Raw genomic sequence first — 12,123 nt, forward strand, 5'->3', positions numbered from 1 at the left:
ATCAGGGACAGCAGCGAGCTGGCGGGCACGCCGTCGCCGGCCGGGACGAAGGACGCCGCATGCTCGATGTGCTCACCATCGGCCGGGTGGGGGTGGACATCTATCCACTGCAGATCGGCACGCCGCTGGCCGAGGTCGAGACGTTCGGCAAGTTCCTCGGCGGCAGCCCCACCAATGTGGCCGTGGCGGCCAGTCGGCAGGGCCTGCGCGCCGGAGTCATCACGCGCACCGGCGCCGACGCCTTCGGCGACTACGTGCACCGGGCGCTGCGCGACTTCGGCGTCGACGACAGCCAGGTAGGCCCGGTCGACGGGCTTCCCACCCCGGTGACCTTCTGCGAGATCTTCCCGCCCGACCACTTCCCGCTCTGGTTCTACCGCACCCCGACCGCCCCGGACCTGCAGATCCGGCCCGAGGAGCTGGACATGGGTGCGATCGCCGCTGCCGGGGTGTTCTGGCTCACCGGGACGGGCCTGTGCCAGCAGCCGAGCCGCGAGGCCCACGCCGCCGCGCTGGCCGCTCGGAACCGCTGCCCGCACACCGTGCTCGACCTGGACTTCCGGCCGATGTTCTGGCCCGACCCGGCCGCGGCCACGGCGGCGATTGCCGAGGCGCTGCCGCAGGTCACCGTGGTGGTCGGCAACCTCGACGAGGTGAAGGTGGCGGTCGGCACCCGCGACCCCGAGCGGGCCGCCGGGCTGCTGCTCGACCGCGGGCCCCGGCTGGCCGTGGTGAAGCTCGGGCCGGAAGGGGTCCTCGCCCGCACCGACACACAGACCGTCCGGGTGCCACCGGTGCCGGTGGAGGTGGTCAACGGGCTCGGCGCCGGCGACGCGTTCGGCGGTGCGCTCTGCCTGGGGTTGCTGCGCGACTGGCCGTTGGAGCGGACCCTGCGCTTCGCCAACGCCGCCGGCGCCATCGTCGCCTCCCGCCTGGCCTGCTCCGCCGCCATGCCCGACCACGCCGAGACCGCGGCGTTGGCCCGGACGGACCAGCCGGAACCGGCGCCGTCGACACCCGCCGTCAAAGGAGAAGTCCGGTGAGCACCGAGTACGACGCGCTGACCCTCACCCGCGCCCACCGGCCGCAGGCAATCGCCGAAGCCGCCGCCGGCCGCACCCGCCGGCCGTGGCCCGACCACGGGCGGCCGCTGTTCATCATCGCCGCGGACCACCCCGCGCGGGGCGCCCTCGGCGTCCGGGACCGCCCGATGGCCATGGCCGGACGCGTCGACCTGCTGGACCGGTTGCGCCTGGCGCTGTCCCGGCCCGGCGTCGACGGCGTGCTCGGCACCCCGGACATCCTGGAGGACCTGCTGCTGCTGGGCGCATTGGAGAACCGCCTGGCCATCGGCTCGATGAACCGCGGCGGCCTGTCCGGCGCCACCTTCGAGCTCGACGACCGGTTCACCGCGTACGACGCCGACAGCATCGCCACGATGCGCTACGACGGCGGCAAGATGCTGTGCCGCATCGACCCGGACGACTCGGGCACTGTTTCGACCCTGCACGCCTGCGCCCGGGCGGTCACCGCGCTGGCCGCCCACCAGACGATCGCACTCGTCGAGCCGCTTTGGGTGGGGCGCAGCGACGGGCGGGTCCACGCCGACCTGCGGCCGGAGGCGGTCATCAAGGGCGTCAGCGTCGGCCAGGCCCTCGGCGCCACGTCGGCGTACACCTGGTTGAAGCTGCCGGCGATCGATGAGATGGAGCGGGTGATGGCCGCGACCACGCTGCCGGTCCTGCTGCTCGGCGGCGACCCGGTGGAGGCGCCGGACGTGGTGTACGCCCGATGGGAGCGGGCGTTGCGGCTGCCCGGCGTCCGCGGGCTCGTGGTCGGCCGGGCGCTGCTCTACCCGCCGGACGACGACGTGGCCGCCGCCGTCGATCTGGCCCACTCGCTGCTGCCCACGGGCGAGCCGGCATGAGCACCCAGAACCCCGACGCCCACCTGCCCTGGGGGACGACCGCGCGGGCGCCCTGGGCGGTGGAGATCACCCCCGAGCGGGCCGGCTGGACGTACGCCGGGCTGCGCGTGCTCTCCCTGCCCCAGGGCGGCCAGGTCACCTTCGACACCGGCGACGAGGAGATGCTCGTGCTGCCACTGGCCGGCGCCGCGACCGTGCACTGCGACGAGGTGCGGCTCGTGCTGACCGGCCGCGCCTCGGTCTTCGCCGCCGTCACCGACTTCGCGTACCTCCCCCGCGACGCCACCGTGACGGTCCGGGGCAAGGGCCGGTTCGCCCTACCATCGGCCCGCGCCACTTGCCGGCTTTCGCCCCGCTACGCCGCCGCCCGGGACGTGCCCGTCGAGCTGCGCGGCGCCGGTCCGGCCAGCCGTCAGGTCAACAACTTCTGCGCGCCGGACGCCTTCGACTGCGACCGCCTGGTCGCGGTGGAGGTGCTCACCCCCGCCGGCAACTGGTCGTCCTACCCGCCGCACAAGCACGAGGAGGACCGGGCGTACGACGACGGCCGGGTCGAGGCGGAGCTGGAGGAGATCTACTACTTCGAGGTGGCCGGCGGGGCGCCCGGCGACCCCGCCGGCCCGGTCGGCTACCAACGGGTCTACGGCACCACCCGCCGGCCAATTGACGTGCTGGCGGAGGTGCGCGGCGGCGACGTGGTGCTCGTCCCGTACGGCTACCACGGGCCGTCGATGGCCGCGCCGGGCTATCACCTCTACTACCTCAACGTGCTGGCCGGGCCCTCCCCGACGCGGAGCATGGCCTGCGTGGACGACCCCCGTCACGGCTGGATCCGCGGCAGCTGGGCCGACCAGCCCGTTGATCCCCGATTGCCGCTGGCCGGACCCACCCCGGGAGGCGTGTGATGCCCAGACTCACGGTGGCGCAGGCGCTCGTGACCTTCCTCGCCAGGCAGTGGTCCGAACGGGACGGGCACCGGCTGCGGCTGATTCCGGCCTGCTTCGGCATCTTCGGCCACGGCAACGTCGCCGGGATCGGCGAGGCGCTGGCCGGCCCGGCGGGGGCGGGCCTGCCGTACCACCTGTGCCGCACCGAGCAGGGCATGGTGCACACCGCGGCGGCGTACGCCCGGATGAGCGACCGGCTGAGCACTCTGGCCTGCACCACCTCGATCGGCCCGGGCGCAACGAACCTCGTCACCGGGGCGGCGGGCGCCACGATCAATCGGCTGCCGGTGCTACTACTCCCCGGCGACATCTTCGCCGCCCGGCCGGCCAACCCGGTGCTTCAGGAGCTGGAGGACCCGCGCTCCTACGACGTGAGCGTCACCGACGCGCTGCGGCCGGTCTCCCGCTACTGGGACAGGATCAACCGACCGGAGCAGCTCCCGGCGGCGCTGCTGGCCGCCATGCGGGTGCTGACCGATCCGGTGGAGACCGGCGCGGTCACCCTCGCACTGCCGCAGGACGTGCAGGCCGAGGCGTACGACTGGCCGGAGGAGCTCTTCGCCGACCGGGTCTGGCATGTTCCGCGGGCCCGCCCGGACGATGCGGCGGTCACCCGGGCGGCCCGGGTCGTCACGGCGGCGCGCCGGCCGGTGGTGGTGGCCGGCGGCGGTGTGATCTACAGCGGAGCCTGCGATGCGCTGCGCCGGTTCGCCGAGGAGCACGGGGTGCCGGTCGCCGAGACTCAGGCCGGCAAGGGTGCCCTGCCGTTCGGCCACCCGCTCGCCCTCGGCGCCGTCGGAGTCACCGGCACCAGCGCGGCTAACGAGATTGCGGCCGGCGCAGACCTGGTGATCGGGATCGGTACCCGCTACAGCGACTTCACCACCGCCTCGGGCACCCTGTTCGGTGGGGACGCCCGTTTCGTCAACCTCAACGTCACCGGCTTCGACGCCGCCAAGCTCTCCGGCCTGCAGGTCGTCGGCGACGCCCGGGAAAGCCTCGCGGCCCTAGGGGCGGCGTGCGCCGGCTGGGCCACCGAACTGGCGTACCGCGCGTCGGTCGCGGAGCTGGGCCAGCGGTGGGCGGCCGTAGCGGATCGGGCCCGGCACGCCGACCCCGACGCGCGGCCCACCCAGACCGCCGTCATCGGCGCGGTCAACGACGCCGCCGGGCCACGTGACGTGGTGGTCTGCGCGGCCGGGTCGATGCCCGGCGACCTGCACCGGTTATGGCGCAGCGCCGACTCCAAGAGCTACCACGTCGAGTACGGCTACTCGTGCATGGGCTACGAGATCGCCGGCGGAATCGGAGTCAAGCTGGCCTCGCCGGACCGGGAGGTCTTCGTGCTGGTCGGCGACGGTTCCTACCTCATGCTGCCCACTGAGCTGGTCACCGCGGTGGCAGAAGGGGTCAAGCTGGTCGTCGTGCTGGTCGACAACCGGGGCTTCGCCTCAATCGGGCGGCTCTCCGAGAGCGTCGGCGCGCAGCGGCTCGGCACCGCCTACCAGGACCGGTCGGGTGCTCCGCTCGCCGTCGACCTCGGTGCCAATGCGGCGAGCCTCGGCGCGGACCTGATCCGAGTGGTGACGATCGAGGAGCTGCGGGCCGCGCTGGCCGCCGCGAAGGCCGCCGAACGGACCACCGTCATCCATGTCGAGACGGACCCGCTCGTCACCGGACCGGACGCGGGGGCCTGGTGGGACGTACCGGTCGCCGAGGTCTCCGCGCGCGGCGAAACGCAGGCCGCGCGCGCCGGGTACGAGGCGGGGCGCAAGGCTCGCCGCACGCACCTGCGGCCGGCATGAGACGGCGATCACGTAAAAGCCTTCATCGACCGCTCAGGAAGCTACGGGTGCCGGAGGCTGGTGCTCGGCCGGCTCGGCGACGCCGAGCCGCCATTGCTCATGGGCAGGGACGTCAGTGACCACGTGTGGCACGACCAGGGCAGCGGCTGCCCCGGGCAGGATGACGGTCTGTTGGAGGACGGTCACGACGGCGGCCTCGCTCGCCTGAACAGATCCGCGTCTGGCCGGCCGACCCGCCGCGGGACCCGAAGGCTGGCTGGTCACCGTGGCCTGGCGCCGGTTCCTCGACGCGACCGGGCCGACGCCGCCCGCCGCCGGCGTGAGGACCTCGTCGACGAGGAGCCGACGCCCGGGCCCCGGCCGACGGGACGCTTCAGCTCTACTTCCTGTGCGCCCGCCCGTCGCTGACGCCGTTGTCCGCGGTCGCGCTCACGCTGCGCGCCGTCCGGCTTCACCGGGCCCCGCAACGTCTTCTTGAACAACACGGCGGCGCCGCCGTACGGACTGGCGGCGCTCGCCGCGGCCGGGGCTGTCGTTGGCCGGGGGCTGACAGGCTAGTTTGCTTGGATGAGTCTCCTCGATGACGTCGCGAGGCGTGACAGTTGGCGATGCTGGGTGTGCGACGAGCCGGTCGACGCCGACATGTCGGTAAACGACCCGCGTGGTCCCAGCGTCGACAGCCGCACTGCCGACAAGAAGGCCAAGGTCGCCGAGCGACTCGCGCACCGTGCCTGCAACACTCGCAAGGGCGCGGTCAAGGTGGTCATCGCCTGGCCGGACCATCTGCACGTGGTGGAGCCCGCGCCACTGATCACCGTCGCCGAGCGACTCGAACGCAAGGGTGGGCGCGAGCTGGTCGCCCGCTGTCCGAGCAAGAAGGACGCCCAGGAGGCGGCGGACTGGCTGGTCGACCGGTTCTCCCGGCTGGTGCCCGGACTGCCGGTGACCGCAAGCGTCGACGCCGGCGGCGGACAGTACCTCGTCGCCCTGGCCACCGGCCGCCGCTGACCGGTGGCCCTGGTCGGCGGGCCGCCGCCGACCAGGGCAGCCCGGACCCGGGCCACCACCAGCGCTGCTGCACCACCCACGGCACCCCCCGCCGCTCACAGTGCGTCGACGGCAGCGAGTGGCTCGAGCGTTCTCAGCGGGAGATCAGTTCACCTGATCTTCGTCGACGCCCAGCCACGGGCGAGGCCAATGCGCCCGGCAGCTATCCGAACGCACTGACATCGCAGGGTCGCACACCGGCCGTCTCCAGCCGGTGGCGGTCGGCGGCGATCAGTCTCCCGATCAGAAGGGAGGTGCGTCCTCACCCATCAACGCCAGCACGACGCCTCCCTTCCCACTCTTGAGGCCCTGGACCACGACCTTGCCGGTGCTGCCATCGGGCAACTCCAACGTAAAGGTCTTCCCGACCGCGTTCTTGGGGCCATTGCCGGCGCTGTTGGCAGGCCGGAAGTCGCCCGCCCACGGCGGACTTCCACCCCTGCGGGCCGGCTCGGCGAAGAGCGCGGCGGTGCCGGGAGTCCTGGTGCCGTCCGAGGAGAGAAGAACTGAGGCGCTGCGATAGGTAGCCATATACGCCAAGGCTATCCCGGACCGCGCGCGTCCGCGCCACCACAACCGTCCCGATCGACGGTTGCCACTCGGTGGCGCTCAGCTACCCGAAGCAACTCGCCGACCGGCTGACCGCGTACCTGCTGCGCTGAAGGCACTACGTAGCAGCCCGTTCCACAGCAACTGACGGCATGGCATCTCGGCGCCGCATCGCGGCTACCCATTGACTGGTGCTACGACCGCAGCCCGGCCAGATGGGGCCGTTGCGGTGAGAACGCTACGCTCGCCGCTGTGATTGACGCGCCGACAACCGGCAGCGACGACGGGGCTCCGAGTGCAGCGCTGGCGGAGCGGGTTCTCGCCGAGGCCGCTGAAGTGCTGATCATCGAGGCCTCCGTCGACGAACTCGACCGTACCGACGCTGCACGGGTGGTGCTGTCGGGCAGAGAGGTCGCCGAGCTGGCCCGGCTGTTGGCTGTGGTGGACGGCGGCACCGAAGACCGCTGCCTGTGCCTGGGCTGGCCAACGATCCTCGTGTTGGACGCAACCGGCCGCGAGTTCGCCCGGTGGACCCTGCACCACCAGGTTGCGATACGAGGCCTCGGTAGTTGTGACGCGGAGCTTCGTGATGGCGCTGGCCTCACCGACTGGTTGGCTGAGCACGGCTTGACCGGATCACGCGAGGTCCAGCGAATGCTGGCTCGTCAAGCGGATGAGGACGAGGAGCGCCGCGTCCAATGGGTGAAGGCCGCGCCGCCGGACATTGTCGAGGCCGCGGAGGCAGCGTCCCGCCGAGGAACTGGAGCCGAAGCAAGGCTCGCCGACCTGGTGGCCCAGCGATACCCCGATGCCATCGAGCGCATCCGAGCCCTTGCGGCATGGGCTGGCTTCCCGCCTCGCCACACGACCACGATGGGTGGCACACCGTGGTACGAGCTGGCACCCGAGCGTATGCTGCTGGCCGAGCCAACCGAGTCGATCTTCAACGCGTTGACATCGACGTCGCTGACGCCGGGCCAACTCGACGGTGCGGCAGAACTGTTCACGTCCCTTGAGTGGACTCGTTTGCAGCGCGCCGACATTCCGGAGTCACTGAGGTCCTTGCTGATCGCGCATGTGAAGGCGACCGGGACCGACCCGATGAAGTTCCGGATGCGCCATGGATACGGTGCCGACCGGATCGCCTGACTCCGGTTGGTGGGCCTGACCTGCTTTGACGGACATCCGAGATCAGGAGCCGGTGGGCTCCGGGAGGATGTCCAGCATCTGGAGAGCATGGGTAAGAAGCGGCCTCGGCCTCGCTTCCTGTCCACGGACACCACCTTGCCATTCGGCGGGCAGCAGGCGGCGAGAACCGGCCAGCCGAGGGCAAATGCACTCGCCGACCCAGGGGCCGGGATCGAGGCCGCCATCGGCTCGGGCGTCATCCCGGGCACCGCTACAACGACCGCCGGGGGCCAGCAGCCATCTTCCGACCCTTTACCGGCGAGTGGCATTGCTACGGGAACGTCATGGTCACCGGCTGGGGCGAAGTTGGCGACATCCCCACCGGCTCCTTCGTGCGTAACGCCACCGCGCCAGCAGGCCGCTCTCGCCACAACCAGGCACGGTCACTGACCTCTAGGCCGTGTCTCGTTGATCTTGGATGAGGTCGCGTAGCCAGATTTTCATGGTGGCGATGTCGACGGTGGCTTGGTACATGTAGTCCCGCTTGTCGTACCTGGTCGCGACGGCCCGGAACTGCTTCAGCTTGTTGAATGCTCGCTCGGCGGTGTTGCGCTGCTTGTAGCGTTCCCGGTCGAAGGTCGGTGGCCGTCCGCCGCGGGAGCCCTTCTTGCGGCGGTTGGCGGCCTGGTCGGCCTTGATCGGGATCGTCGCGCGGATCCCGCGTCGACGCAGGTGGGCGCGGATGGCCTTCGAGCTGTACGCCTTGTCGGCCAGGACATGTCCAGGGCGGGTGCGTGGTCTGCCGACGCGGCGGGGCACCCGGATAGCGGCCATGACCTGCTCGAAGCCGGTGCAGTCGGCGCGCTGCCCAGGTGTGGGTGTGCCGAGCAATCGGACGGCACCCGAGTCATCCTGAACTAACTTTGCAGACGAGCGCGGTTGGCTTCATGTGACGACATCTCGCCGCTGCCGCTTCGCCACGGCGTTCCGGGCCGTGGTCAGTCAGGGGCGGGCCGCCGCAGGCGAGTGGGTGGCGGTGCATGGCTGCGGCGGAGTGGGACTGTCCGCGGTGATGATCGCGGCGGCGTGCGGCGCGCAGGTCGTGGCGGTGGACGTTGCCCCCGGTGCGCTCGAGCTGGCCAGGAACTGCGGGGCCACGATCTGTCTGGACGGTAGCGCCCTCACCGGACCCGGCGAGGTGGCCGCGGCCGTACGGGAGGCGACCGGCGGCGGCGCCCACCTGTCGCTCGACGCGTTGGGCAGTCACGCCACCTGCACCGCCTCCATCGAAAGCCTCCGGCGGCGCGGACGCCACGTGCAGGTCGGACTCCTCCCCGCCGCCCAGGGCCGCCCAGCCCTGCCGATGGAGCTCGTGATCGCGTTCGAGCTGGAGCTGCGGGGCAGTCACGGCATGCCCGCGCACGCCTATCCCGAACTGCTCCGGCTCGTCACCGCCGGCGTACTGCGCCCCGCCGAACTGAACACCCGCACCATCGGCCTCACCGAGGTGCCCCACGCGTTGGCCACGATGGACAGGCCCGCTCCCGGCGGAATGCGCCTCATCCACCCCCAGTTAGTCGGCGTACCTACGACGGGTTGACCGGACTGCGACACCTCATCGACGACGACCTGGCCACTCGCTTGCACCCGTGTGCACGAACGTGACAATGAGCGGCTGTCACAGGTTGTGACGGTCGTCGGTCGGCAGGCGGGGCGGCTCCGGTGGCTCCGGGGACTGGTCGGGCTGACCAAGCTGCGCGACCTGCGTCGGGTCGAGGACCCGAGAGAGGAACGAGCGGGTCCGTTCGTGCCGCGGCGCGCCGAGCACCTCCTGCGGCGGCCCCTGCTCGACCACCACGCCGCCGTCCATGAACACGACACGGTCGGCGACGTCCCGGGCGAACGCCATCTCGTGGGTGACCACCATCATCGTCATGCCGTCCTCGGCCAGCTTGCGCATGACGGTGAGCACGTCGCCGACCAGTTCCGGATCGAGCGCGGAGGTCGGCTCGTCGAAAAGCATCAGCTTCGGCTCCATCGACAGCGACCGGGCGATCGCCGCCCGCTGCTGCTGCCCACCGGAGAGCTGCGTCGGGAACGCGTCGGCCTTGTCGGTCAGGCCGACCCGCTCCAGGTTGTCCCGCGCGATCCGCTCGGCCTCGGCGCGGGGACGCCGCAGCACCCGACGCTGGGCGATGGTGAGGTTGTCCAGCACAGTCAGATGCGGGAAGAGGTTGAACGACTGGAAGACCATGCCGATGCCGCGGCGTACCGAATCGATCTCGACATCCGGGTCGGTCATCTCGATTCCGTTCACCCAGATCTTGCCGCCGGTCGGCTCCTCCAGCAGGTTGACGCACCGCAGCAGCGTCGATTTGCCGGACCCGGACGGCCCGATGACGCAGACCACCTCGCCGTGGCCGACCTCGAAGTCGATGCCCTTGAGCACTTCGAGCGGCCCGAAGGACTTGTGCAGGTCGCGGATCTCGACGGCAGGCCGGGGTGGGGTGGTCGTCATATGGGTCACCGAGCCTTGGCGTAGCGGAGTTCGAGGCGTCGTACCACCTGGGAGAGAGGCAGGGTGATCGCCAGGTAGGTGAGGCCGGCCACCAGCAGCGGGGTGGCGTTCACCCGGTCGTTCAGCGTATCCCGACCGAACTTGGTGACCTCGATGGTCTGCGCCGTCACGCCGAGAACGTAGGCGAGCGACGAGTCCTTGGTGAGCAGGATGAGCTCGTTCGTCAGCGGCGGGATCACGATCCGGAACGCCTGCGGGATGACGATGGTGCGCATCGCGGTGAAGTGCGACATGCCGAGGGTGCGCGCCGCCTCCATCTGCCCCTTCGGCACGGCCTGGATGCCGGCCCGGATGGTCTCGGCCATGTACGCCGCAGCGGTCAATCCGAGACCGATCGCGATCGAACCGAACACGCCGCCCGGAATCTCCCGCTCGGGGAAGGCGATGGGAATGCCGTACCCGACCAGGAAGAGCACCAGCAGCGCGGGCAGCCCCCGGAACAGCTCGATGTACGCCGTCGCCACCCAGCGGTACGGAACCACCCGGGACAGCCGCATCAGCGCGAGGACGGTGCCGAACACGAGGCCGAAGGCGAACGCACCCAGCGTGTAGAGGATCGTGTTGCGCAGCGCGACGGTGATGATCGTCGGGAACATCGACTCGATGATGTCGACCCGGAAGAAGGCCTCTCTCAGCCTGCCCCAGTCCGCGGCAAAGATCACCACGGCGATGATGGCGATGAAGGCCAAATACTGGAGCCAGAGGGACAGCCGCTCTCGTTGGCGGCGTCGCAGCTTCACGGTTCGAGACGCTCCTTGCCTACGGGGAGGTTGCGTACGCGGAGGGCGCGCTCAGCGCGCGCCCTCTCGCCACGAACTTCGATCACGAGTTCGGCTGCTTGCCGATCCACTTCTCGTAGATCTTGCCGTAGGTGCCGTCCTTCTTAGCCTTGGCCAGCACCTCGTTGATCTTCTTGACCAGCTCCGGGTTGCTGTCCTTCTTCACCGAGAACCCGTACTGCTCGCCGGTGTCGAACTCGGCGGTCACCTCGAACCCGCCCGGGTGCTCCTTGATGTACTCGGTCCAGACAGGCAGGTCGTTGACGGCGGCCTCCACTTGGCCGTTGGCGAGGGCCTGCTGCAGGGCGGCGAGATCCTCGAACTCGACGAGTTGCAGGCCCTTCTCCTTCTCGAACTTCCGGGCGTAGTCACGGCCCGTGGTCGCCGCCTGGACGCCGAGCTTCTTGCCCTTGAGGTCGTCGAGCGACTTGTACGGCTTGCCGGTCTTGACCAACATTGCCTGGGTCGCGTCGAAGTAGGGATCGGAGAAGTTCATCACCTTCTGCCGCTCCTCGGTGATGGTCATGCCGGCCGCGGCCGCGTCGCACTTGCCCGTGTTCAGGTCCTGGCCGGACTTGATCCCCTCGAACGGCGTGTCGACGATCGCCTGCTGGACGCCCAGTTCCTTGGCGACCAGGTCCATCACGTCGACGTCGAACCCAATCACCTTGCCGCTGGCATCCTTCGACTGGAAGGGCGCGTACGGCAGGTGGGTGCAGACGGTCAGCTTGCCCTTCTCGATGAGCTTGACCCCGTTCGCCTGGACCTCGCTCTCGTCCTTCTTGGCGCATCCCGCGCTCACCGCGAGGGCGGCGATCGCCACGACGAGGCCAGCCTTGCGGACTGCGCTATCGAACCTCACGGCTGTGTCCCTCCGATTCGGCCCCCTTGTGACGGGCAGCCAGGCTTGGTGCGAAGACGGTGTGACAGGGGACGGTACCTGATCTGACGAGCCGTACCTAGATCATGTCCAGTCGTTGAGTCGATGCTGTAACCGTCACGGTCAGTAAATCCGGCACTCGGCAGGCAACCGGACGGCAAGACGCGACACCAGCAGACCTGGCAGTCGCGGCCAGGAACGATGACGGGTTCTGGATTCCATCGATCAGTGTCACCGCGGTGGTCCCTTCGACCACCGAGATGGTCACCTGGCCCTGATCCAGAGCCTGCCTGCGCCTGACCCGCTTTGACGGACATCCGAGATCAGGGGTGGTCCACCGATGGGCACCCTCATTCAGGCGGATCGGCGCTGCCCGGCCCGCCGCCGGGATGCCCGTACGAACTCGATCGGTACCTGCCGGTGCGTAACGTGCGGAGATAACGCTGACGCGAAGAGTAGATGTGTCTAGCACAACGAGTCGGC

General features: G+C 70.3%; 12 protein-coding genes and 1 pseudogene. 8 read left to right on the top strand and 5 right to left on the bottom strand.

Going from position 1 to position 12,123, the window contains the following annotated elements; genetic code table 11:
• The first annotated feature begins 59 nt into the window (after positions 1-59).
• The 6 genes and pseudogenes from iolC (at position 60) to V6U79_RS23600 (ending at position 5,687) form a co-directional block, all read left to right on the top strand.
• Positions 60-1,043, top strand: a complete 984-nt coding sequence (gene iolC / locus V6U79_RS23575) for a 5-dehydro-2-deoxygluconokinase (RefSeq protein ID WP_334523743.1) — start codon at positions 60-62, stop codon at positions 1,041-1,043.
• Positions 1,040-1,927 (top strand): Cgl0159 family (beta/alpha)8-fold protein, encoded by an 888-nt coding sequence (locus tag V6U79_RS23580; protein ID WP_334523741.1) that lies wholly within the window; start codon positions 1,040-1,042, stop codon positions 1,925-1,927. Before iolC ends, V6U79_RS23580 begins: the two co-directional genes overlap by 4 nt.
• Positions 1,924-2,832 (top strand): 5-deoxy-glucuronate isomerase, encoded by a 909-nt coding sequence (iolB, locus tag V6U79_RS23585; RefSeq protein WP_334523739.1) that lies wholly within the window; start codon positions 1,924-1,926, stop codon positions 2,830-2,832. Before V6U79_RS23580 ends, iolB begins: the two co-directional genes overlap by 4 nt.
• On the top strand, positions 2,832-4,679 hold the full coding sequence (iolD, locus tag V6U79_RS23590) for a 3D-(3,5/4)-trihydroxycyclohexane-1,2-dione acylhydrolase (decyclizing) (protein ID WP_334615848.1): 1,848 nt from the start codon (positions 2,832-2,834) through the stop codon (positions 4,677-4,679). The genes iolB and iolD overlap by 1 nt, the downstream gene beginning before the upstream one ends.
• Positions 4,680-4,885: 206 nt before the next feature.
• Positions 4,886-5,125: pseudogene (locus tag V6U79_RS23595) on the top strand (RNA polymerase subunit sigma-24); the annotation flags it as partial.
• Between the two features lie 121 nt (positions 5,126-5,246).
• The gene (locus tag V6U79_RS23600) at positions 5,247-5,687 is read left to right on the top strand and encodes a hypothetical protein (protein WP_334523735.1); all 441 of its coding nucleotides are present in this window, start codon (positions 5,247-5,249) and stop codon (positions 5,685-5,687) included.
• 282 nt (positions 5,688-5,969) lie between these two features.
• On the opposite strand, the gene V6U79_RS23605 is transcribed toward V6U79_RS23600, so the two are convergent.
• Positions 5,970-6,257: a hypothetical protein gene (locus tag V6U79_RS23605; protein ID WP_334615849.1), complete on the bottom strand. Its 288-nt coding sequence runs from the start codon at positions 6,255-6,257 to the stop codon at positions 5,970-5,972.
• A gap of 270 nt (positions 6,258-6,527) precedes the next feature.
• Here V6U79_RS23605 and V6U79_RS23610 point away from each other — a divergent pair, with 270 nt between their 5' ends.
• Entirely contained in the window at positions 6,528-7,424 is an 897-nt protein-coding gene (locus V6U79_RS23610; protein ID WP_334523730.1) for a hypothetical protein, read from the top strand.
• A 432-nt stretch (positions 7,425-7,856) separates the two neighbouring features.
• Here the strand turns inward: V6U79_RS23610 and V6U79_RS23615 are convergent, their stop codons facing one another.
• Complete coding sequence (locus V6U79_RS23615; RefSeq protein WP_334615850.1) at positions 7,857-8,294, bottom strand: transposase; 438 nt, start codon at positions 8,292-8,294, stop codon at positions 7,857-7,859.
• A gap of 58 nt (positions 8,295-8,352) precedes the next feature.
• Here V6U79_RS23615 and V6U79_RS23620 point away from each other — a divergent pair, with 58 nt between their 5' ends.
• Positions 8,353-9,003, top strand: coding sequence for a zinc-binding dehydrogenase (locus V6U79_RS23620; RefSeq protein WP_334615851.1), 651 nt, complete (start codon positions 8,353-8,355; stop codon positions 9,001-9,003).
• 78 nt (positions 9,004-9,081) lie between these two features.
• Here the strand turns inward: V6U79_RS23620 and V6U79_RS23625 are convergent, their stop codons facing one another.
• The 3 genes from V6U79_RS23625 to V6U79_RS23635 form a co-directional block, all read right to left on the bottom strand.
• Complete coding sequence (locus V6U79_RS23625; RefSeq protein WP_334523723.1) at positions 9,082-9,921, bottom strand: amino acid ABC transporter ATP-binding protein; 840 nt, start codon at positions 9,919-9,921, stop codon at positions 9,082-9,084.
• Positions 9,922-9,926: 5 nt separating this feature from the next.
• Positions 9,927-10,721 carry an amino acid ABC transporter permease gene (locus V6U79_RS23630; RefSeq protein WP_334523720.1) on the bottom strand — a complete coding sequence of 265 codons (795 nt, stop codon included), beginning with the start codon at positions 10,719-10,721 and terminating at the stop codon, positions 9,927-9,929.
• A gap of 82 nt (positions 10,722-10,803) precedes the next feature.
• Positions 10,804-11,622: a basic amino acid ABC transporter substrate-binding protein gene (locus V6U79_RS23635; protein WP_334523717.1), complete on the bottom strand. Its 819-nt coding sequence runs from the start codon at positions 11,620-11,622 to the stop codon at positions 10,804-10,806.
• Positions 11,623-12,123: the final 501 nt, after the last annotated feature.

Origin of the sequence: Micromonospora psammae (assembly GCF_036902725.1) — a bacterium.
In the GTDB taxonomy this organism is placed as follows: Bacteria; Actinomycetota; Actinomycetes; order Mycobacteriales; family Micromonosporaceae; genus Micromonospora.